Raw genomic sequence first — 20425 nt, forward strand, 5'->3', positions numbered from 1 at the left:
CTTACCCCTTTTTCTGAGACTTGAAGGCCTCGATCACCGCATCCGCGTGGGCCTTGTTTTCGTCGGGCGTGGTGCCGGTCTGGGCGATGGTGTGGCTGATCGAAGGCCGTTCCACGTCACTCTTCAGGCCCGTGCCGAGCAGGTCGATGATGTAGTCATGGATCTGGCGCAGGTGGTGGACGATGCGCTCCAGCTTCTGCCGGGTGATGTCCTGGAACTGCATCAGGTCCATGGCCTCGAAGACCTTGTCCTGAATCTCCTTGCTGGCGCTCATGACCTCGTGGATGGCCTTCTGGACGCCCTGCGACTGGGCCCCCTCATGGCGCATCATGTCGGTGACGAGCTGCTGCTGGCGGGCGACGAGCTGGCTGATCTGGTCCAGCTGATCCATGACCTTGTTGGATTCGCGCTCGGTGACCGAGGTGACCGTATCCAGCTCGGAGATCACGTGGCCGCTGCCGTCCTTGTGGGGCTCGGCGTGCACAGAGGCGGCGGGCGGCGCCGGGACAGGCTCCGCGACGGGGGCCTTGGCGGCCGCCTTGGGCTTCTTGGGGGGTTTTCCGCCTCCGGCGAGGAGGGCGTCGATTTCGGACTGGTCCATGGCCTGCTCCCTACCCGAGGAGGGACTCGATCTTTTCCTTGAGGGTCTCCGGGGTGAACGGCTTCACCACGTAGTTGTTCACGCCGGCCTGCAGGGCCTCGACGATGTCCTCCTTGGCGGCGTTGGTCGTCACCATGAGGATCGGGATGGCCGCGTTCTGGCCACGGACGGTCTTCACGAATTCGAGGCCATCCATCTCCGGCATGTTCCAGTCGGTGATGATCATTTCCACCCCGCCCTGGCCGAGCTTCTCGAGCCCGCTCTTGCCGTTCTCACCCTCGACCACGTCGGTGTAGCCGATGCGGGACAGGGTGTTGATGATGATGCGCCGCATCGTCGAGGAATCGTCCACGATGAGGATCTTCACGGGGGCCTCCTGGAATGAGTGGTGTGACTGGGGTCAGAGGGAGGGGGGAGGCGCGGAGGCCTCCAGGAACTTCACGAGGGCTTCAAGGTCATCGGGGTAGACGTTCTGGAACTTGACGCCCAGCTCATAGCCTCCGGGGTCCATCTGTTCGACGCGGACGACCATGCCGAGGGCGACCAGAGGCCGGACCTCAGCGTCCTGGACGGGGCCGAAGTGGTTCTGGTAGCGGCCCCAGCCCGGAACGCGGAGTTCCAGCTTGAGCAGAGTGCCCAGGGGGTAGGCCCGGGGGGAATCCACCAGGAGCCCGCCACCCGACACATCCTTGTAGCTGCTCGTGGCCGGCACGTCCCCCTTGTGGAAGCTCAACTCCTGGAAACTCAGGGTGGCTTCCAGGGGAATCCGTTGGTACTGTCGGCGTTCCTTGCTCATGGGCGTCCTCACATGGGGCATCGGAGGGGGGGGATTCAGACTTGAATCCTGCAAAAGCTGCCCCGAACGGCCCGGAGGCGGACCGGGCTGGGATAGACTTGAAACCGTGCGCGCGCCCCGAGGGGGCGCACCCCGGAGGTTCCATGCCCGCTGCCCCAGGCCCCTGCCCCATGGACCCCGGCCAGATGGAAGCCGCGCTCCGGCGTCTGGCGGCGGACCTGATGGCCCGGGTGGGCCCGGACGAGGAGGTCGTCCTCCTGGGCATCCGTTCCCGGGGGCTCCCCCTCGCCGAGCGGCTGGCCAGCCTCCTGCGGGCCACCACCGGAGCCCAGGTGCCGGTGGGCTCCCTGGACATCACCCTCTACCGGGACGACCTGACCGAGATGGTGGGCAGCCCCATCGTCCGCCCGACGGAGATCCCTTTCACCCTCAAGGAGCGCACCGTCGTCCTGGTGGACGACGTCCTCTACACGGGCCGGACCGTCCGGGCCGCCCTGGACGCCCTGCTGGACCACGGGCGCCCCCGCCGGGTCATGCTCCTGGTCATGGCCGACCGCAGCGGCCGCGAGCTGCCCATCCAGGCCGACCTGGCCTGCCTGCGGGTCGAGGTCCCCCCGGGCCACCGGGTGGCGGTCCGGGTGAAGGAGATCGACGGCGAAGACGGCGTGACCGTGGAGGCCTGCTGATGACCTCCGAGCGCTATGTCTTCCCCCACAAGCACCTGCTGGGCATCGAGCCCCTCAGTCCCCGGGACATCACCGCCCTGCTCGACCAGGCCCAAGCCTTCGAGGAGGTCTGTGAGCGCCCCGCCATCAAGATCGTCCCCGCCCTGCGCAAGAAGCTGGTGGTGAACCTGTTCTTCGAGAACAGCACCCGCACCCGCAACAGCTTCGAGATCGCCGAGAAGCGCCTCTCCGCCGAGATCATCAACTTCGACGCCGACACCAGCAGCCTGAACAAGGGCGAGACCCTGGTCGACACGGCCATGAACCTGGAGGCCATGCACCCGGACCTCATCGTCATGCGGCACAGCGCCCCCGGGGCCCACGCCCTGCTGTCCCGGCACATGAAGGCCAGCATCGTGAACGCCGGCGATGGCGCCCACGAGCACCCCACCCAGGCCCTGCTGGACGCCTATACCCTGCGCAAGCACTTCGGGAAGCTGGAAGGCCTGCGGGTCGCCATCGTGGGCGACATCCGCAACAGCCGAGTGGTGCGCTCCAACCTCTGGCTGCTGACCCGCATGGGCGCCAAGGTCACCCTGGTGGGGCCCCCGACGCTGGTCCCCCAGGAGATGAAGGCCACCTGGCCTTCCATCGAGATCTGCCATGACTTCGACGCGGTGATCCCGGATCAGGACGCCATCATGATGTTGCGGGCCCAGTTCGAGCGGGGCACCGGCGCCTACATCCCCGGCCAGGGCGAGTACAGCCGGTTCTACCAGCTCAATCCCGCCCGCATGAAGCGCGCGAAGAAGGACGTGGTGGTGCTGCACCCAGGCCCCATCAACCGCGGCCTGGAGATCACCAGCGACGTGGCCGACGGCCCCAACAACCTCATCCTCGATCAGGTCACCAACGGCGTGCCGGTCCGCATGGCCGTGCTCTACCTGTTGTCCCATCCGCATGGGGAACAGGTGCCGTAATGGCTGTCCCGGCGGAGCGGATCCTCCATTCCATCCATGTCCTGCGGGGCGAACGGGTTCTTTTCGATGCCGATCTGGCGGCCCTGTATGAGGTCGAGAGCCGGGCCCTCGTCCAGGCCGTGAAGCGGAACCTTGAGCGGTTTCCTGACGATTTCATGTTCCAGCTCACGGACCGAGAATGGAGCGACTTGAAATCACAATCTGTGATCTCAAGTTCATGGGGTGGCCGCCGCTCGGTCCCGTACGCCTTCACAGAACTGGGAGTGGCCATGCTTTCCAGCGTTCTCAACAGTGAGCGCGCCATTCAAGTCAATATCTCGGGGACTACCCCCAGATCGGACAGTGCGAATGCACTGTCCTCCCGCTCCTACCCTTCGGGTGTTCGCGGATGGGGCCCCGTCATGCGGGCCTTCACCCAACTTCGGGGGATGCTGGCCGCCCACTCGGACCTGGCTCGCAAGATGGATGCCCTGGAACGCAAATACGACGGCCAGTTCCGGGTGGTCTTCGAAGCCATCCGCGATCTGATGACACCTCCCACCCCAGTCAAGAAGCCCATCGGCTTCCGCCCGAAGAGGTAGCCGTGAGCGCCCCCGTCGAAGTCCTGTCCCGCCTGCTCTGGCTCCGCGACACCGCCGCCCTGCCGGACCGGGCCCTGGCCGACCAGTTGGGTCTGGACGCCAAGGCCCTGGCAGGCCTCGTGCAGTCCCATCCGGAGCGGTTCCACGAGTCCCTGGTCTTCGCCCTCACGGCCGAGGAGCGGCAGAAGATCCCGGATGGCCCGGTGCTGGCCTTCACGGAGGCCGGCGCCGCCCTGCTGACCGGCCTGCTGCCCGGGAAGGAACCCACCCTACTGGCCCTGCTGCCCGCCTTCGCGGAGGCCCGGCACGTGCTCACCTCCCAGGCCGAACTGTCCGCGCGGGTCTCCGCCCTGGAGCAGAAGCTCGACCTCGTCCTCAAGTCCCTCCAGGGCGAGGGGGAGGAGACCCATGCCGAGCACCGCATCGGCTTCGTGCCGGAGGACCTGCCCAAGGGCTTGAAGGCCCGGCAGCGCACGGCGAAGAAGGGATGAATGCATCCATGATCCAAGGCCCAGTCACCCTCCTCATCCTCGACGGCTTCGGCGACGGCCCCCGCAATGCCTTCGACGCGACCTTCATGGCCGCCATGCCCCGCTTCAACGCCCTACGGAAGACCTACGCCGCCACCCAGCTGCAGACCAGTGGCGAGGCCGTGGGCCTGCCTGAGGGCCAGTTCGGCAACTCCGAGGTGGGCCACATGAACCTGGGCGCAGGCCGGGTCGTGTGGCAGGAGCTCACCCGCATCGACGCCGCCATCCGGCGGGGCGGCTTCCGCGAGAATGCCGCCATCGGCGCCCTGCTGGCCGGCCTGAAGGCCTCGGGGAAACGGCTGCACCTGCTCGGCCTGGTGAGCGATGGTGGCGTCCACAGCCACCAGAACCACCTGGTGGCCCTGGCCCAGTGGGCCCAGGCCGAGGGCGTGCCCACCACCATCCACGCCATCACCGATGGTCGCGATACGGGCCAGAAGAGCGCCGACGGCTTCCTCCAGTGGCTCCAGTTCCAGCTGCGGAACACGCCCCTGGTGACCATCGGCTCGGTCTGCGGCCGCTACACGGCCATGGACCGCGACAAGCGCTGGGAGCGCACCGAGCAGGCCTGGAAACTCTACGTGGACGGTGAGGCGCCCCAGCAGTCACCGGATGCCCTGGCGGCCATCACCGCCGCCTACGGCCGCGGGGAGACCGATGAGTTCATCGCCCCCACCCGCCTGGACGCCTTCCACCCCTTCGCCGATGGCGATGGGGTCCTCTTCTTCAACTTCCGGGCGGACCGGGCCCGGCAGCTGTGCCACGCCCTCGTGCATCCGGCCTTCGCCGGATTCGCGCCGAAGCGCCGCCCCGCGGTGAAGCTGGTCACCTTCACGGCCTACGACGTGGAGCTGGAGCCCTTCGTGTCCGTGGCCTACCCGCCCCAGAGCCTGGATCTCATCCTGGGCGAGCTCATCAGCACCCAGGGCTGGAAGCAGTTCCGCACCGCCGAGACGGAGAAGTACGCGCACGTCACCTACTTCTTCAACGGAGGCCGGGAAGAGCCCTTCGAGGGCGAAGAGCGGCGCCTGGTGCCATCCCCCAAGGTGGCCACCTACGACCTGCAGCCCGAGATGAGCCTGGCGGACGTGAGTCAGGGCCTGGAAACGGCCATCCGCACCGGCACCTACCGCCTGCTGGTGTGCAACCTGGCCAATCCCGACATGATCGGCCACACGGGCGACCTCGCCGCAGCCGTTGTGGCCTGCGAAGCCGTGGATGCCGCGGTGGGACGCATTGCCGACGCCACTCTGGCCATGGGCGGCGCCCTGTTCATCACGGCGGACCACGGCAACTGCGAGTGCATGCGGGCCGAAGATGGCAACCCCCACACGGCCCACACCCTGAACCCCGTTCCTGCCCTGCTGGTGGCCAAAGGCTTCGAGGCCCGGCAGCTCCGGAGTGGCGGCGCCCTCAGCGATGTGGCGCCCACCCTCCTGAAGCTCTTCGGACTGGAGCAGCCCGGCGTCATGGATGGCCGCAGCCTGCTCTGACTGGGATTCACCCAAGGCCCGGATCCGGTCGATGGTTACTCAGAACCCAAGCTGCACAAGGGAACCCGGATGACCGAAACGTCACGACAGATCAAGGGAACCTCGGGGTCCCAGCTGCGCTCGCTGATCCTCGCCGTCCTCCTCTTCGACCTGCTGGTCATCGGCCTGGCGGGCTGGACCCTGGCCAACAGCCGGCGCCAGTACGTGCACCACGCGGGACAGACCACGGACAACCTGGCCCAGGTGCTCGAGCAGTACCTGATGGCCTCCATCCGCCAGATCGACCTGGTGCTGATGTCCGTGAAGGACGAGGCCGAGCGGACCGACCACACCCCGGATCCGGCCGGCATCGAAGCCCGCCTCCAGTCCCAGTTCTCCCGGGTGGCCCTGCTGGATTCCCTGCGCACCACGGATGCCCAGGGGCGGCTGGAGCGGCCCGACAACACCGACGGCCATCCACGCGAAGATCTCTCCCACAAACCCTTCTTCCAGCATCTCCGCCGGACCCCCCAGACGGGGTTGTTCATCTCCCACCCCTCGCGGGACGGGGCGGGCGGAGCCTGGGCCATCACCCTGGCCCGCCGCATGGAACACCCGGCCGGCGTGTTCCGGGGCGTCGTCTTCGCCACCGTCACCCTCGAGCAGCTGACCCGGGAGCTGGCCCAGGTGGACATCGGGAGGCACGGGTCCATCTCCCTCCGGGGCGGGGAACTCGATCTGCTGGCCAGGTACCCCGCCACCCCGGATCAGGACAAGATCATCGGCGACCCGCGCATCTCCGGGGACTACCTGGCAGCCGTCCAGTCCGGACGGCAGGTCAGCCACTTCAGCACCCACTCGGTGCTGGATGGGCAGGTGCGCACCTACACCTTCCGGAAGATGACGAACCCGGCCTTCTACATCCTGGTCGGCCTTGCGGAGTCGGAGTATCTCCAGACCTGGTACCGGGAGGCGCTGCTCTCGGGCTCGGCGGTGCTGGGGCTGGTGACCCTCTCCCTGGTCCTGGCCTGGATGGCCCGCACCACCTGGCGGAAGCAGATGGACTCCCAGGCCGAACGCGACCACCTGATCCAGGACCTGACCCACGCCCTGGCCGAGGTGAAGAACCTCAAGGGCATGCTGCCCATCTGCGGCCACTGCAAGAAGATCCGGGATGACCAGGGCTACTGGAACCAGATGGAGACCTACATTTCCGAACACACCGAGGCCACCTTCAGCCATGGCGTCTGCCCGGACTGCGCCAAGGAGCTTCGCCAGGAGATGCAGGCCCGCCGCGCCGAGCAGAACAAGGCCTGACCGGCCGACAAGGGTGACCAAGGGCACACCCGCCCTCTGAGTCATCCTGGATACTGGACGCATGACGATTCGGAACCCGATGAGCCCGAAGCAGGAGCGAAGGGCCACTTTGCCGCAGGCGAAGCCCGCAGGGCGAGGCACAGGAGGTGCCGTGTGAGCCCGAAGCAGGAGCGAAGGGCCACTTTGGTGAAGCCGAAGCCCGCAGGGCGAGGCACAGGAGGTGCCGAGTGAAGGTCGCATTCATCGGCACCCACGGCGTCGGGAAGACCACCCTCTGCTACGAACTGGCCGCGGCCCTGAAGCGGGAGGGCGTCCACGTGGACATCGTGAAGGAGGTGGCCCGGCTTTCGCCCCTCCCCATCAACCAGAAGACCTCCCTGGAGGCCCAGACCTGGATCTTCCTCACCCAGATGGCCGAGGAGATCCGCTCGGGCAGCCAGCACGATGTCCTCGTCTGCGACCGCAGCGTGCTGGACAACTACGCCTACATGATGCTGGCCTTCGGCCGCCAGCTGCCCATCGAGCGGTACATGCACCACTGGATGAAGAGCTACGACCTGCTCTTCAAGGTGCCCTTCAGTGGGCAGCTCGCCGCGGATGGCGTGCGGGACACGGATGCGTTCTTCGCCCAGGCCGTGGACCAGCTGGTGGACAAGCTGCTGGAGGAGCGGGGCCTGCCCCATGAACGGCTCGAACCCGGAGCCCGTCCCACCTGGATCGAGCGGGTCAGGCAGGTCGTTCTGAACCACCCCAAGGGGCAGAGGCGACTTATCTGACTCGTCGGTCCTTATTTGTGATCCAGTTCTCGGGAATTGAACTGGAGAGGCCCTGACTCCGGGTAGATCATGGTTGGATTGGAGGTTCCCCATGGCCCAGGACGAGACCCAGTTGGTACGCGGCGGCAGTTTCATGTTCCATCCCGCCGGCACCCTGCCCCAGGCCACTCCTGAGGAGAACAGCGAGGAGGCCCTGGCCATCGCCGAGGCGGCCCGGGACTTCGTGAACGGCGAGATCCTGCCCCGGGACGAGGCGATCGACCACCTGGACCTGGAGCTCACCCGCGACCTGCTGGCCAAGGCCGGCGACCTAGGCATCCTGGGCATGGAGATCCCCGAGGAATACGGCGGCCTGGACCTGGACAAGAAGACGGCCCTCCTGGTGCTGGAGCAGATGGCCAAGCAGGCCAGCTTCTCCACCAGCTACACGGCGCACACCAGCATCGGCACCATGCCCATCGTCTACTTCGGGAGCCCCGAGCAGAAGGCCAAGTACCTGCCCAAGCTGGCCACGGGCGAGTGGTGCGCGGCCTACGCGCTGACCGAGGCCGGCAGCGGCTCCGACGCCCTGGGGGCCAAGGCCACCGCCGTGCTGCAGGACGGCCACTGGGTGCTGAACGGCACCAAGGCCTGGATCACCAACGCCGGCTTCGCCGATGTCTTCGTGATCTTCGCCAAGATCAATGGCAGCCACCTCAGCGCCTTCATCGTCGAGAAGACCGACCCCGGCATCAGCACCGGGGCCGAGGAAAAGAAGATGGGCATCAAGGGCAGCTCCACCCGCACCGTGATCCTGGAGAACTGCCGCATCCCCGAAGATCGGCTGCTGGGCGGCAAGGGCAAGGGCGCCCGCATCGCCCTGGGCATCCTCAACGTGGGCCGCTTCAAGCTGGGCGCCAGCTCCGTGGGCGCCGGCAAGCGGGTGCTGGAATACACGCTGAAATACGCTGGCGAGCGCACCCAGTTCGGCAAGCCCCTCAACGCCTTCGGCCTCATCCAGCAGAAGCTGGCCAACATGGCCGTGCGGATCTTCGTGGGCGAGAGCATGAGCTTCCGCACCATCGGCTACCTGGACGAGGCCCTGGCCTTCACCAGCTGGGAGAGCGAGACCGGCGGCGCCGACAAGATGAAGGCCATCGATGAGTACGCGATGGAGGCCTCCATGTCCAAGGTCTGGGGCAGCGAGGCCCTCTTCGCCACGGCCGACGACGCCGTGCAGTCCTTCGGCGGCGCAGGCTTCAGCGCGGAGTATCCCCCTGAGAAGATCTACCGGGACTGCCGCATCAACCGCATCTTCGAAGGCACCAACGAGATCAACCGCCTGCTCATCGCCCAGACCTTCCTCAAGCGCTGCAGCGGCGTGGACGGCCTGCCCCTGGCCCAGGCCACCTCGGCGCCCCTCGACCTACCCCAGGATGACCTGCTCCGCACCGTGGCCCTGTCCAAGGCCCGGGCCCTCAAGGTGATCGCCCTGGCCCAGGGGCTGCACGGGCCGAAGATCCTCGACAACCAGGAGGCTGCGGCCCGCATCGCCAACATGCTGCTGGAGATCTACGCCATGGAAGCCGCCGTGGTTCGCGCGCAGAAGATGGCCGCCGCCAGCCACCGCTGGTCCGCCCTGGCCCTGGACCTGGCCACGGCCTACGCCCAGGAGGCCTGGAACCGCATCCAGGCCGAAGCGCGCATGCTGGCCGCAGAGCTGGCCTCGGATGCGGTCCTGGACGCCCTGGTGGCGGACCTCCTCGCCATGCAGGCCCCGGCCCCCGTGGCCCTGTCCGCCGTGCGCCAGCGGATCGCCCAGGCCCTGGTGGATCAGGGCCGGTACCCGATCTCGGCGGTCTGACCCGCTGGAAGGCCCAAAACTCAGGCCCAGGGGGATCTCCACCCGATATCAGTAGGGTGGAGATCCCCCCATGAGCGTCAGGCCCCAACCCACCCAGCATGAGAAGGTCCTGGGCGAGGACGACTTCATCGTCTCCAAGACCGATCTGAAGGGCGTCATCACCTACGGGAACCGCATCTTCATCGAGATCTCGGGCTACTCGGAGCGCGAGCTTCTCGGTGCTCCGCACAGCATCCTGCGGCATCCCGACATGCCCCGGGCCGTGTTCAAGCTCCTCTGGGACACCATCCAATCGAAACAGGAGATCTCGGCCTACGTGAAGAACTTGGCCAGGGACGGCAGCTTCTACTGGGTCTTCGCCAACGTGACGCCCTCCTTCGACGCCCACGGGAATCTCATCGGCTACTACTCGGTGCGTCGGAAGCCGAGGCCTGAGGCCATCCAGGCCGTCGAGGGCCTCTACCGCATCATGCTCGAGGCCGAGCGCAGGGCCGGGGACGGCCAGGCCGGCATGAAGGCCTCCACGGACATCCTCCACCAGCACCTCGAAAAGAAGGGCGTGAGCTATGAAGAATTTATCTTTGGGCTCTAGGCTCCACTACCTCGTCGCCATCTCGTTGGGGCTGTTCCTGCTCTTCGGCCACCTGGCCTCCGGGGCCAGCCGGCTGACGACCTGGGCCTGGGTCGACTTCGGCGCCACGGCCCTCCTGCTGGCGCTGGCGCTCTATTCCATCATCCGCATCCGGAAGGCCATCGACCATCTGACCGCCATTCTCAAGGCGGCTGCCCGGGGCAGCCTGGACCAGCGCCTCACCGGCATCAAGACCGGCGCGGCCACCGGTGAGCTGGCCTGGGCCGTGAACGACCTGCTGGACCAGCAGGAGGCCTATTTCCGCGAGGTGCTCTCCGCCTTCGAACACGCCACGCACGGACAGACCTACCGGTTGGCCATGGAACAGGGGCTGCACGGCTCGTTCAAGGACGCCATCGTCCGGGTGAACGTGTCGGTGGAAAGCCTCGGCCAGGTGCAGCAGATGGCCCTCAAGGAGAAGCTGATCGGCCGGATCACCGACCTCAACTCCGGGAACCTCATCGCGAACCTGAAGTCCATCCAGGAATACCTCATGGACATGACCCAGGAACTGAGCATCGTGGGCCAGATCTCGAAGGAGACCGCCCGGGATGCCGAGGGCAGCCGGGCCACCATCGAGAATCTGGTGGCGAACCTCAACCAGGTGGCCGAGATGATCGCCCGCACCAATGCCCAGACGACCCTGCTCCACGAAAAGGGCGAGGAGATCAACCAGATCGTCCAGGTCATCACGGATGTGGCCGACCGCACCAACCTGCTGGCCCTGAACGCGGCCATCGAGGCGGCCCATGCCGGCGAGATCGGCAAGGGCTTCGCCGTCGTCGCCGAGGAGGTGCGCACCCTCTCGGAGAACACCAAGGATGCCGCCGCCTCCATCGCGGCCACCATCGAATCCTTCGGCGAGGCCACCAGCCGGATGATCAAGGACTCCGAGCAGGTGAAGGACATCGCCGAGGGCAGCCGGAACGCCGTCACGGAATTCCGCGCCCAGGTGCTGAAGTTCGCCGATTCCGCCAACACCTCGCTCACCCAGATCAACAAGGCCCAGGACTTCAGCTTCGCCTCCCTGGTCAAGGTGGACCACTTCCTCTTCAAGCAGAACGGGTACCGGGTGATCCACCAGGGCGCCCAGTCCGCCGAGTCCCGCGCCATCCAGACCGATCACCGGGGCTGCCGCCTGGGGACCTGGTACTACGAGGGCCAGGGCGCCGAGATGTTCTCCCACGTCCCGTCCTTCAACCGCCTCGAGGCCCCCCACGCCCGGGTCCACCAGCACATCCAGGAGGCGGCCGGCCTGTTGGCTGGCGGCTGGGAGAAGGACTCCGAAGTCCAGAACCGCATCTATGGCCACTACGAAGCCGCCGAGCGGGCCAGCGAAGAGGTGGTCCAGGTGCTCGACCGAATGGTCGAGGAGCGGCACCGCGCGGTCTGATTACTTCAGTGCTTCATGCAGGGCCACGATGCCCCCCGTGAGGTTCGTCCAGCGGACCTCGCGGAAACCCGCGCCTTCCAGTTCCGCCGCCAGGGCCTGCTGATCGGGGAAGGTCCGGATGCTCTCCGGCAGGTAGGTGTAGGCCGAGGCGTCTCCACTGATCCAGCTCCCGATGCGGGGCAGCACCCGCAGGCTGTACCAGTCGTAGAAGGCCTTGAGGCCGGGCAGGACCGGCGTGCTGAACTCCAGGATGGTGAGCTGCCCGCCGGGGCGCAGCACCCGCAGGAACTCGGCGTAGGCCCGGGGGCGGTCCTCCACGTTCCGGATGCCGTAGCAGATGGTGATCCCGTCGAAGCTGGCCTCCCGGAAGGGCAGGCGCTGGGCGTCGGCGTCGCTGGAGGCCCAGATGAGCTTTGCGAACCCCTTGCGCGCGAATTTCGCAGGCCCCAGGCGCAGCATGGCGTGGGTGAAGTCCGTGCTCACCACTTCGGCCCCGCGCCGCGCCAGCGCCAGGCTCGAATCCCCCGTGCCCGCCGCAACGTCCAGGAAACGCTTCCCGGGACCGGCTCCGCTGGCCCGGGCCATGCGCCACCACCACCAGAAATCCGCGCCGCCTGAAAGCACGTGATTCAGGAGGTCGTACTTCCCGGCGATGGCCGAAAACATCTGCTGCACTTGCCTGCCTTCCAGCATCCAACCTCCTGGGACCTTCTATTGAACCAGAGTAGGAGCGCGTTGACCGAAGGTAGAGGCTAGGCAAGCGGCCTCGGGCCTTCCATCTTGAACCCAACCCAATCCGGAGGACCGAGATGAGCAACGCTGCTGCAGAGCAGGTCAAGGGAGGCAGTTTCCTGCTGACCCCCATCGGGGCCATGCCCCAGTTCACGCCCGAGGAATTCGGCGATGACGCCAAGGAATTCGCCCGGGCCGCCAAAGACTTCATCCAGGGCGAGGTGCTGCCCCGCGACGAGCAGATCGACAAGCTGGACCTGCCCCTCACCGTGGAGCTCATGAAGAAGGCCGGAGAACTGGGCCTGCTGGGCCTGGAGATCCCCGAGGCCTACGACGGCATGGACGTGGACAAGCGCACGGCCATGCTCGTGCTGGAGGAGATGAGCAAGCAGGGCAGCTTCGCCGTGACCTACAGCGCCAACACCGGCATCGGCACCCTGCCCATCGTCTACTTCGGCACCGAGGCCCAGAAGCAGGCCTACCTGCCCAAGCTCGGCACGGGCGAGTGGCTGGCCGCCTACGCCCTCACCGAGGCTGGCAGCGGCTCCGACGCCCTGGCGGCCAAGACGACGGCCGTGCTCGACGGCGACAGCTGGGTGCTGAACGGCACCAAGATGTGGATCACCAACGCCGGCTTCGCCGATGTCTTCATCATCTTCGCCAAGATCGACGGCCAGCACTTCAGCGCCTTCATCGTCGAGAAGACCGATCCCGGCATCAGCACCGGCGCCGAGGAGAAGAAGCTCGGCATCAAGGGCAGCTCCACCCGCACCGTGATCCTCGAGAACTGCCGCATCCCCAAGGACCGGCTGCTGGGCGAGATCGGCAAGGGCCACAAGATCGCCTTCGGCATCCTCAACATCGGCCGCTTCAAGCTGGGCCTGGGCAGCCAGGGCGGCATGAAGCGGATCCTCGAATACGTCATCCGCTACACCACCGAGCGCCAGCAGTTCGGCAAGTCCATCAATGCCTTCGGCATGATCCAGCAGAAGCTGGCGGACATGGCCACCAAGATCTTCGTGCTCGAGGCCCTGAACTTCCGGACCATCGGGTACATCGACGAGGCGCTGCACGCCACCAGCTGGGACAGCCCCACCGCCGGCGCCGACAAGATGGCCGCCATCGACGAGTACGCCATCGAGTGCAGCATATCCAAGGTCTGGGGCAGCGAGGCCCTCTTCTTCGTGGCCGACGAGGCCGTGCAGGCCTACGGCGGCTACGGCTTCAGCGCCGAGTACCCGCCCGAGAAGGCCCTGCGCGACTGCCGCATCAACCGCATCTTCGAAGGCACCAACGAGATCAACCGCCTGCTCATCGCGGGCACCCTCCTCAAGCGCGCCATGAAGGGCGAGCTGCCCCTCATGCAGTTCGGCCAGCAGGTGGCCAAGGAGATCGCCAACCCCATCAAGGCCGAAACCTTCACGGGCCCCCTCGCCCGCCTGAAGCACGGCGTGGAACTGAGCAAGCGCCAGTGCATGCTGGCCGCGGGCCTGGCCGTGCAGGTGCTGGGCCAGAAGCTGGTGGACAACCAGGAGGTCATGGCCCGCATGAGCGACATGCTCATGGAGATCTACGCCATGGAAAGCGCCGTGGTGCGCGCCGAGCGCATGGTCGAGACCGGCCACCGCTGGGCCCAGATCGCCCGCGACATGACAGAGCTCTTCGTCAACGAAAGCTGGCACAAGGTCCACGGCAATGCCCGCATGCTCTGCGCCGATGTGGTCGAGGGCGAGGCCCTGCGCCACGCCCTGGCCGGCGTGAAGGCCTTCACGGAATTCCATCCCACCAGCAGCGCCCGCCTGCGGGGACGCATCGCCAGTGAGCTCATTCAGAAGGGGATCTACCCGATCGAGGTGGCCTGATCCAGGCGCTCCGCACCGACGAAAAGAAGAAGGGCACCGGATGGGGCCCTTCTTCATGATCCACGTTCATTCAGCGACGGAACTCGCGCGGTCCCTCGCTCTTCTTCTCTTCGCGGGGCTTTTCCGGCTTGGGGGCGGGTCGGCTCTCGCGCTCGGCGGCCTTGGGGGGATCCGGGCGACGCTCCTCGCGGGGACGGGGTTCGGGATTGCGCTCGCGAAACGCCGGCTCGGGGCGCCGTTCCTCGCGATCGAAGCGGGGACGGGGCTCCACGGGGCGCTCCCGCGGCATGGGCTCCACCGACTTCTCCGGAAGAGGCCTGGGCTCAGGGCGGCGATCCTCGACGCGGGGCCGTGGATCGGGGCGGCGCTCCTCCGGGCGCGGCCTGGATTCGACGGGGCGCTCACGCGGCACCTCGGCCTGGGGGCGGGGTTCCATGGGCCGTTCGCGGGGCGCCTGGCCGGGGCGCTTCTCCTCGATGCGGGGCTTCGGTTCCACCGGCCGTTCCCGGGGCAGCGTCGCGCGATCAGCAGTACCGGCGCCAGCTCGGCTGCGGTCCTCGAAGGGTATGCGGGCGGGAACGGAAGCGGGCGAGCCGGGGCGGACTTCCACCGGACCCGCCGGCCGGAAGTCGCGGCGGAGAACCTCGCGTCCCGTGGTCTCACGGGCCTGCCGTTCGTAGGCCACCATCCGTTCCCGGTGCACGTCGCGCTGGAAGGCGACCTGGATCTGGCCGGGATTCCGGAACTCGGCGTTGGAGACGATCAGGGGCGAGCGCTGCCAGGGAGCGCGGAGATCACGGCCGCCGCCGGTCCAGGCGGTCCCGCCGGGGACGTCGTTGAAGTGGTGGAGCACCGTGACGTCGTTGTACATGTGGCGGTGGACGCTGCCCAGGTTGATGTTGACCACGGCCACCACGTTCCAGGCGAAGCCACCGCGCCAGGCGCCGTAGCCCCACTGGCAGGGCGTGTTGTAGTAGCCGAGAGGCGCCCACCCGTAGTAGCCAGGGGTGTGATTCCAGGCCACCCAGGCTGGGCTGTAGTGGATGCCGGGGATCCAGAACCAGCCCACGCCCAGGCCCCAGTGCCAGCGCCCATGGTGGTAGGCCACGTAGCCCCAGGGTTCGTCGGACACCCAGGTCATGCCGCCCGCATAAGGCGCCCAGCGGCCCTGGTAGTAGGGCCGCCAGTCCTCGGCCACGCCGTTGGGCTGCCAGACCCAGCCGAATTCCTCGGACTGCACCCAGCGGCCGTTGTGGTCGAGTTCATCGGCGTAGTAGCGGATCTCAGGGGGGACGCGATCCCAGCTCTCGCCACGCTGGACGATGACCGCCCGGTCGCTCCAGCGGTCGAACTCGTCGCCGTCATAGGTGTTGAAGCCGCGGACGCGATCCAGCCCGTCCTGGGGACTGTACACGGTCAGCCGCTCCCCGGCGGTGATGCGGGCCTCGTCCCGCTCGTTGGCGAACGTCACCCGGCCACTGTGGACCTTCAGGCGCACCACCCGGTCCCGCTCAGCCTCGAGGGTGAAGCCGCCCTTGTCGAAGCAGGTGGCCGTGCCCGAAGGCGTGTCCACGCGGAAGCGGGCATCGGACTGTCCGCCCAGCAGCACGCGGATCCGGCCGTAGTCCAGGCGGAGCAGCACCTGCTTCTCGCCCTTGCGGTCCGTGAAGAGGGCAGCCACGGTGAACCGGGTCGCACCACCGAAGGCCACGCGGGTGCCATCGCCCAGTTGCAGAACGCCACGACCGCGGCTTTCCACGACATCGCCCTCGGCAATGGGGGTGCCACGGCTCAGGCTCTCCTCGAGGTCGCCCTTGCGGATGCGAACATCGCCTTCCAGGGCCCGCACCATGGCGTAGCGTTCGGGGGCTTCGCCTTGGTAGGTCTCATCTTCGGGGGGCGCGGGCGCCTGCGGGCCGGCCACGAGGATCGCGGCAGGCAGCAGCAGCGCGGCAAGTCGGGAGTAGGAGAAGGTCGAGTGCATGGTCCCTCCGCGGGATGGATGCCGGCTCCCGAAGGATCGGTTCCCGCCGGAGGGACTGCCAGGGTCGTGCCAACTGGCCATTTACCCCGGGGGTCACTCCTTCGGGAAGGGGGCCAGGGCCGAACCCGCCTTGGCGGGACCCGTCTGCGGGCCCAGCGCCGCGAGCCGGGGAAGCAGGCCCATCCAGGGGATGGCCCAGCGTCGCGGGGCCCCCCGGTCCACCTCACCCGCGCTCACCTCGAGCCGATCCGGGAGGAAACTCAGGTGGAGATCCCTTCCGGGCGGCAGGGGCAGGTGGATGACCCGGGCCGTGGCCGGGTGCGCCACGGTGAGGACGGTCTCCCCATCCTCGATGACCCACAGCAGGCCCCGCAGGAAGGGGCGGAAGTCCGCGGCCCCCCAGAGCAGCCCACCCAGCCCCTGGCTCAGGGGCGAGTCCGAGGGGAAGGACCAGGCGCCGGAAGGGGCCGGCAGGGGGAGGCCCCCGTCCCGCCAGGCCTTGAGGGGGCGCCCGGGCAGGCCGGTCTGCAACCGGATGATGCCCCGGGCATCCTTGACGCTGAGGGTCCCGTCCGCGGTGAGCCGGGCTTCCACAGGGCCGGAGGAGGGGGTGGCCTCGTACGGTGTCCCTGCGGCGGTGTCTGGACGCGCCTGCCAGTCCAGGGGTGCCAGCCCTTCCCACGGGAGCGGCTGGCGCCCCTGGGCGGCCAGTCCGGGCGCGGCCAGGACCGCGACGGTCAGGAAGAGGGCGCCCAGCCGCACAGGGCCTCCAGGTTCCGAGTGGTCAGCTCGGCGAGTTTCACGGCGGGGATGCCCCGCAGCTCGGCCACGGCCTCGGCCGTGAACCGGACGAAGCCCGGCTCGTTGGGCTTTCCCCGGTAGGGCACCGGGGCCAGGAAGGGCGCGTCGGTCTCCACCAGGATGCGATCGGCGGGGGCCCAGGCCGCCACGTCACGCACGGCCTCGGCCTTCTTGAAGGTCGTGATGCCCGAGAAGCTCAGGTAGAAGCCCAGGTCCAGAGCCCGCACCGCGAAGGCCCGGTCCTCGCTGAAGCAGTGGATGATGCCGCGCACGGCGTCGGCGCCCTCCTCCTCCAGGATGCGCAGCGTGGCCTCGGGGGCCGAGCGGGTGTGGATCATCAGCGGCTTGCGGAAGGCCTTGGCCAGGCGGATCTGGGCGCGGAAGGCCGCTTCCTGCTCGTCCCTCGGGCTCAGGTCGTAGTGCCAGTCGAGCCCGGTCTCCCCGACGAAGCGCACGGCGGGATCGGCCAGCAGCTTGCCGAGTTCGGCCTCCACCTCCGGCGACCAGCTCTTCGCCTCGTGCGGGTGGACGCCGAGGCTGGCCTGGACGTCCGGAATGCGGGTGGTGAGCGCCAGGACCACCCTGGAATCCTCCAGGTCCGTGCCCACGGCGATGAATCCCGTCACGCCATGGGACCTGGCCCGCGACAGCGTGGCCTCCACCTGGTCGTCGGCCAGGTGGGAACCGGTCAGATGGCAGTGCGCGTCCACGAGCATGGCCCCATGGTCCCACGAACGCGGGTATGCGCAGAACGGCGGCCCGGGGGATCCAGGTTCCCACCCCGGTGCCGGCTGTGACCTTGGGCACGATCACGGACCGGAGCCCATCGATGCCTGCATCCTGTAGGTGCCTGGAGCCGACGTGTCCCCCCTCTTTGCCACCCCGCCCGAGAACCATCTGCCGCGCATGCTCCGCGTGAAGGATGGCCTGAAGGACGGGCTGGGCCGCGGCATCACCTACCTGCGGGTGTCCGTCACCGAGCAGTGCAACCTCGCCTGTGTCTATTGCAAGCCGCGGACCGGGGTCGCCGAGCGGAGGCAGCCTCCGGCCATGAGCCGCAACGAGGTGGTCCAGCTGGTGAAGGTGTTCACCAGCCTGGGCATCCGGAAGGTCCGCCTCACCGGCGGGGAGCCCCTCCTGCGGCGCGACCTCGAGACCATCATCGCGGGCATCAGCCCCGAGGTGGAAGGGCGCGTGCACCTGACCACCAACGGCCTCCACCTGGCCCGCAAGGCCCGGGCCCTGCGCGACGCGGGCCTCGCCGGCGTCAACGTCAGCCTTGATGCGGCGGACGCGGCCACCTTCGCCCGCCTCACGGGGAAGAACCAGCTGGGCAAGGTCCTCGCGGGGCTGGAAGCCGCCCGGTCCGTGGGGCTGAAGACCAAGCTGAACGCCGTGGTGCTCCGCGGGTGGAACGAGGACCAGATCCTGCCGCTTACCCGCCTCGCCCAGCAGGGCGGTTTCCAGGTGCGCTTCATCGAGTTCATGCCCTACCAGGGCAATGGCTGGGGGCAGGATCAGTTCATGCCCGCGGCGGAGATCCTCCGCACCATCCAGGAGGGCCTCGGTTCCGAGCTGGAGGAGGAACCCGTGCTCGGCCTGGAGGAGGGCCCGGCCCGGCTGTTCCGGATCCCCGGCAGCACCGGAAAGGTCGGCGTCATCTCCACCCTCAGCGCGGATTTCTGCGACCGCTGCAACCGGGTCCGCCTGACCAGCCAGGGCGCCCTGAAGGCCTGCCTGTTCGGCAACCAGCCCGTGGACCTGCTGGAACCGCTCCGCAACCACGCCACGCATGACGACCTCGTGCGGCTCATCCGCCAGGCCCTGACCGAAAAGCTGGACTGCCATCCCATGCGCACGGGCGGGCAGCCCACGCTCGGCCAGGGCATGTGGCAGGTCGGCGGATGAAGACCGGGCTGCTGCTCCTGAGCGGCGGAAGCGGAACCCGCATGGGCGCCCCGAAGCACGCGCTGGCCCACCCCGGGGGCGGCTCCTGGGGAGGCCACCTGGTGCGGGTCTTCGCCGCCGTGTTTCCCGATGGGCCGGTGCAGGTGCTCGGCGATCCCCTGCCGGACCACCCGGACCTGCCGCGCCTCGAAGATCCCCGCGAAGGCCCCGCCGTGGCGCTGCGGGTCTGGGCCCGGGCCGATGGCCCCGATGTGGACCGCTGGTGGGTCGCCGCCTGCGACCAGGTGCGCTGGACCCCGCAGCGGCTCACGGAATGGGCGAGGATCGGCGAAGCCGCGGATCCCGAGGCCACCCACTGGGTCATGGCCCTGCACGGCGGCCACCTGCAGCCGCTGGGAGGCTGGCTGCCGGATGGTTTCCGCCCCAGCCTCATCACCTCCACCACCCGCTCGCTGATGGGCCTGGCGACCGCCCTCCCCCACCTCGCCATCCCCTGCGACGGTCCTGAATGGGTGGATGTGGACACGCCGGAGGAACGCGCCGAGTTCGAGGGCGGGGCCTAGCCCAGCCGCTTCCGCACCAGCCGCTCGACGGGCACCCCGCCCTTCAGGTGGCTCTCGACGATCTCAGGCACGTCCGCCGGCGTGACGTGGGCGTACCAGATGCCGTCGGGGTAGACCAGCACCGCCGGACCGATGGCGCAGAAGCCCACCGATCCGCACTGGATGCACTGGATCTCGCCTTCCCGGTTGTGCTTGTAGAAGAGCAGCTGTTCCTCGATGAGCTGGGCCTTGAAGGCCTCCAGCACGGCCTCGGAGCCGTTCGCCGTGCAGCTCTTGGACGTGCACACCAAGACTTGCCGCCGCAGCGAAGGCCCCATCACCGGCGTGACGGCCGCATCCTGCTCAGGCGTGGGGAGGGAGGCATCGGGGTCCATGGCGGCATCCTTGGAACCCCACCATAGCAGCCGCCTGTCGGCCCGGCTGGAAGGTCTCCTGATCCATGCCAACCGGGGGTCGTGGAATCAAATTACTCTGTGGTTATTTAATTAATAGTGATCATAGTCACGAACGACTTGACCACGCTATCCACCTCTTCATCATCAATGTCGAGATCCACCCGCGCGGCTTTCTCGCAGGCCCTCCGCGGATTGAACGAACCCAGCGCCCACCCCGGCCCGGGATGGCGTCGCCCTGCCTCCCATTCCCCCCAAGAAAGGACGTGCTCCATGCGGAACACCCTCGCGCTCCTCGCCCTTGCCGCCGCGCTCGCCGCGCCCCTGGCCGCCGAAGGCGGCAGCGACACCAAGGGCAAGTTCTTCTTCAAGAAGACCTGCAAGTCCTGCCATGCCCCCGGCAGCGCCGCCAAGGAGATCACGCCGCTCTCCAAGACCCAGGCCCAGTGGAAGGCCTACTTCGCTGCCGGCAAGCACAAGAAGGGGTCCGAGAAGCTCGACACCGTCCTGAAGCCCGAGCAGGTCAAGGACGTGCAGACCTTCCTGGTGAACCACGCCTCGGATTCCCCGCAGCCCGAAACCTGCGGCGGCTGATCGT

The 20425-nt window shown here is 67.9% G+C and carries 22 protein-coding genes; 14 read left to right on the plus strand and 8 right to left on the minus strand.

Translation table 11 applies throughout. The annotated features are described in order from the left end of the window. Position 1: 1 nt before the first annotated feature. The 3 genes from QOZ81_RS12490 to QOZ81_RS12500 are packed head-to-tail and all read right to left on the minus strand — an operon-like array spanning position 2 to position 1397. Positions 2 to 601 (minus strand): hypothetical protein, encoded by a 600-nt coding sequence (locus tag QOZ81_RS12490; RefSeq protein WP_291205925.1) that lies wholly within the window; start codon positions 599 to 601, stop codon positions 2 to 4. A gap of 10 nt (positions 602 to 611) precedes the next feature. After that, positions 612 to 968, minus strand: a complete 357-nt coding sequence (locus QOZ81_RS12495) for a response regulator (RefSeq protein ID WP_291205922.1) — start codon at positions 966 to 968, stop codon at positions 612 to 614. Positions 969 to 1001: 33 nt separating this feature from the next. Beyond that, positions 1002 to 1397, minus strand: a complete 396-nt coding sequence (locus tag QOZ81_RS12500; RefSeq protein ID WP_291205919.1) for a PilZ domain-containing protein — start codon at positions 1395 to 1397, stop codon at positions 1002 to 1004. 143 nt (positions 1398 to 1540) lie between these two features. Here QOZ81_RS12500 and pyrR point away from each other — a divergent pair, with 143 nt between their 5' ends. From pyrR to QOZ81_RS12550, 10 genes are all read left to right on the plus strand, one after another. Then, positions 1541 to 2083, plus strand: coding sequence for a bifunctional pyr operon transcriptional regulator/uracil phosphoribosyltransferase PyrR (pyrR, locus tag QOZ81_RS12505; RefSeq protein WP_291205916.1), 543 nt, complete (start codon positions 1541 to 1543; stop codon positions 2081 to 2083). Continuing rightward, entirely contained in the window at positions 2083 to 3042 is a 960-nt protein-coding gene (locus QOZ81_RS12510; RefSeq protein WP_291205913.1) for an aspartate carbamoyltransferase catalytic subunit, read from the plus strand. Before pyrR ends, QOZ81_RS12510 begins: the two co-directional genes overlap by 1 nt. Further along, on the plus strand, positions 3042 to 3623 hold the full coding sequence (locus QOZ81_RS12515) for an ORF6N domain-containing protein (RefSeq protein ID WP_291205910.1): 582 nt from the start codon (positions 3042 to 3044) through the stop codon (positions 3621 to 3623). The genes QOZ81_RS12510 and QOZ81_RS12515 overlap by 1 nt, the downstream gene beginning before the upstream one ends. A 2-nt stretch (positions 3624 to 3625) precedes the next feature. Next, a complete protein-coding gene (locus QOZ81_RS12520; protein WP_291205907.1) occupies positions 3626 to 4114 on the plus strand; it encodes a hypothetical protein in 489 nt (162 codons plus the stop codon). 8 nt (positions 4115 to 4122) lie between these two features. Next, positions 4123 to 5646: a 2,3-bisphosphoglycerate-independent phosphoglycerate mutase gene (gene gpmI, locus QOZ81_RS12525; protein WP_291205904.1), complete on the plus strand. Its 1524-nt coding sequence runs from the start codon at positions 4123 to 4125 to the stop codon at positions 5644 to 5646. Positions 5647 to 5715: 69 nt separating this feature from the next. Next, positions 5716 to 6942, plus strand: a complete 1227-nt coding sequence (locus QOZ81_RS12530; protein WP_291205901.1) for a hypothetical protein — start codon at positions 5716 to 5718, stop codon at positions 6940 to 6942. Positions 6943 to 7169: 227 nt separating this feature from the next. After that, complete coding sequence (locus tag QOZ81_RS12535) at positions 7170 to 7718, plus strand: ATP/GTP-binding protein (RefSeq protein ID WP_291205899.1); 549 nt, start codon at positions 7170 to 7172, stop codon at positions 7716 to 7718. Between the two features lie 91 nt (positions 7719 to 7809). Then, on the plus strand, positions 7810 to 9561 hold the full coding sequence (locus QOZ81_RS12540) for an acyl-CoA dehydrogenase family protein (RefSeq protein WP_291205897.1): 1752 nt from the start codon (positions 7810 to 7812) through the stop codon (positions 9559 to 9561). Between the two features lie 70 nt (positions 9562 to 9631). Continuing rightward, the gene (locus QOZ81_RS12545) at positions 9632 to 10153 is read left to right on the plus strand and encodes a PAS domain-containing protein (RefSeq protein WP_291205893.1); all 522 of its coding nucleotides are present in this window, start codon (positions 9632 to 9634) and stop codon (positions 10151 to 10153) included. Beyond that, the gene (locus tag QOZ81_RS12550; protein ID WP_291205890.1) at positions 10143 to 11585 is read left to right on the plus strand and encodes a methyl-accepting chemotaxis protein; all 1443 of its coding nucleotides are present in this window, start codon (positions 10143 to 10145) and stop codon (positions 11583 to 11585) included. Before QOZ81_RS12545 ends, QOZ81_RS12550 begins: the two co-directional genes overlap by 11 nt. On the opposite strand, the gene QOZ81_RS12555 is transcribed toward QOZ81_RS12550, so the two are convergent. Then, a complete protein-coding gene (locus tag QOZ81_RS12555) occupies positions 11586 to 12278 on the minus strand; it encodes a class I SAM-dependent methyltransferase (protein WP_300714770.1) in 693 nt (230 codons plus the stop codon). Between the two features lie 116 nt (positions 12279 to 12394). On the opposite strand from QOZ81_RS12555, the gene QOZ81_RS12560 reads away from it, so the two are divergent. Then, the gene (locus QOZ81_RS12560) at positions 12395 to 14179 is read left to right on the plus strand and encodes an acyl-CoA dehydrogenase family protein (protein ID WP_291205884.1); all 1785 of its coding nucleotides are present in this window, start codon (positions 12395 to 12397) and stop codon (positions 14177 to 14179) included. A gap of 70 nt (positions 14180 to 14249) precedes the next feature. Here QOZ81_RS12560 and QOZ81_RS12565 read toward each other — a convergent pair whose 3' ends face one another. The 3 genes from QOZ81_RS12565 to QOZ81_RS12575 form a co-directional block, all read right to left on the minus strand. Next, positions 14250 to 16163 carry a DUF6600 domain-containing protein gene (locus QOZ81_RS12565; RefSeq protein ID WP_291205881.1) on the minus strand — a complete coding sequence of 638 codons (1914 nt, stop codon included), beginning with the start codon at positions 16161 to 16163 and terminating at the stop codon, positions 14250 to 14252. Positions 16164 to 16256: 93 nt separating this feature from the next. Continuing rightward, on the minus strand, positions 16257 to 16925 hold the full coding sequence (locus QOZ81_RS12570) for a hypothetical protein (RefSeq protein WP_291205878.1): 669 nt from the start codon (positions 16923 to 16925) through the stop codon (positions 16257 to 16259). Continuing rightward, on the minus strand, positions 16901 to 17680 hold the full coding sequence (locus QOZ81_RS12575) for a TatD family hydrolase (RefSeq protein WP_291205875.1): 780 nt from the start codon (positions 17678 to 17680) through the stop codon (positions 16901 to 16903). The genes QOZ81_RS12570 and QOZ81_RS12575 overlap by 25 nt, the downstream gene beginning before the upstream one ends. A 145-nt stretch (positions 17681 to 17825) precedes the next feature. Here QOZ81_RS12575 and moaA point away from each other — a divergent pair, with 145 nt between their 5' ends. Then, the gene (gene moaA, locus QOZ81_RS12580; protein WP_291205872.1) at positions 17826 to 18872 is read left to right on the plus strand and encodes a GTP 3',8-cyclase MoaA; all 1047 of its coding nucleotides are present in this window, start codon (positions 17826 to 17828) and stop codon (positions 18870 to 18872) included. Then, positions 18869 to 19435: an NTP transferase domain-containing protein gene (locus QOZ81_RS12585; protein WP_291205869.1), complete on the plus strand. Its 567-nt coding sequence runs from the start codon at positions 18869 to 18871 to the stop codon at positions 19433 to 19435. The genes moaA and QOZ81_RS12585 overlap by 4 nt, the downstream gene beginning before the upstream one ends. Here the strand turns inward: QOZ81_RS12585 and QOZ81_RS12590 are convergent. Further along, positions 19432 to 19809, minus strand: coding sequence for a (2Fe-2S) ferredoxin domain-containing protein (locus tag QOZ81_RS12590; protein WP_291205867.1), 378 nt, complete (start codon positions 19807 to 19809; stop codon positions 19432 to 19434). The genes QOZ81_RS12585 and QOZ81_RS12590 overlap by 4 nt on opposite strands. A gap of 291 nt (positions 19810 to 20100) precedes the next feature. Between QOZ81_RS12590 and QOZ81_RS12595 the strand changes: the two genes are divergently transcribed. Continuing rightward, positions 20101 to 20421 carry a c-type cytochrome gene (locus QOZ81_RS12595; protein WP_291205864.1) on the plus strand — a complete coding sequence of 107 codons (321 nt, stop codon included), beginning with the start codon at positions 20101 to 20103 and terminating at the stop codon, positions 20419 to 20421. Positions 20422 to 20425: the final 4 nt, after the last annotated feature.

It is taken from the genome of Geothrix sp. (genome assembly GCF_030219325.1).
Lineage (GTDB): Bacteria > Acidobacteriota > Holophagae > Holophagales > Holophagaceae > Geothrix.

Bases quoted from the DNA above. Each gene is read 5' to 3' on its own strand.
- QOZ81_RS12490 (WP_291205925.1), bottom strand. From the start codon at position 601: ATGGACCAGTCCGAAATCGACGCCCTCCTCGCCGGAGGCGGAAAACCC.
- QOZ81_RS12500 (WP_291205919.1), bottom strand. From the start codon at position 1,397: ATGAGCAAGGAACGCCGACAGTACCAACGGATTCCCCTGGAAGCCACC.
- pyrR (WP_291205916.1), top strand. From the start codon at position 1,541: ATGCCCGCTGCCCCAGGCCCCTGCCCCATGGACCCCGGCCAGATGGAA.
- QOZ81_RS12510 (WP_291205913.1), top strand. From the start codon at position 2,083: ATGACCTCCGAGCGCTATGTCTTCCCCCACAAGCACCTGCTGGGCATC.
- QOZ81_RS12515 (WP_291205910.1), top strand. From the start codon at position 3,042: ATGGCTGTCCCGGCGGAGCGGATCCTCCATTCCATCCATGTCCTGCGG.
- gpmI (WP_291205904.1), top strand. From the start codon at position 4,123: ATGATCCAAGGCCCAGTCACCCTCCTCATCCTCGACGGCTTCGGCGAC.
- QOZ81_RS12530 (WP_291205901.1), top strand. From the start codon at position 5,716: ATGACCGAAACGTCACGACAGATCAAGGGAACCTCGGGGTCCCAGCTG.
- QOZ81_RS12540 (WP_291205897.1), top strand. From the start codon at position 7,810: ATGGCCCAGGACGAGACCCAGTTGGTACGCGGCGGCAGTTTCATGTTC.
- QOZ81_RS12545 (WP_291205893.1), top strand. From the start codon at position 9,632: ATGAGCGTCAGGCCCCAACCCACCCAGCATGAGAAGGTCCTGGGCGAG.
- QOZ81_RS12555 (WP_300714770.1), bottom strand. From the start codon at position 12,278: ATGCTGGAAGGCAGGCAAGTGCAGCAGATGTTTTCGGCCATCGCCGGG.
- QOZ81_RS12560 (WP_291205884.1), top strand. From the start codon at position 12,395: ATGAGCAACGCTGCTGCAGAGCAGGTCAAGGGAGGCAGTTTCCTGCTG.
- QOZ81_RS12565 (WP_291205881.1), bottom strand. From the start codon at position 16,163: ATGCACTCGACCTTCTCCTACTCCCGACTTGCCGCGCTGCTGCTGCCT.
- QOZ81_RS12575 (WP_291205875.1), bottom strand. From the start codon at position 17,680: ATGCTCGTGGACGCGCACTGCCATCTGACCGGTTCCCACCTGGCCGAC.
- QOZ81_RS12585 (WP_291205869.1), top strand. From the start codon at position 18,869: ATGAAGACCGGGCTGCTGCTCCTGAGCGGCGGAAGCGGAACCCGCATG.
- QOZ81_RS12590 (WP_291205867.1), bottom strand. From the start codon at position 19,809: ATGGACCCCGATGCCTCCCTCCCCACGCCTGAGCAGGATGCGGCCGTC.
- QOZ81_RS12595 (WP_291205864.1), top strand. From the start codon at position 20,101: ATGCGGAACACCCTCGCGCTCCTCGCCCTTGCCGCCGCGCTCGCCGCG.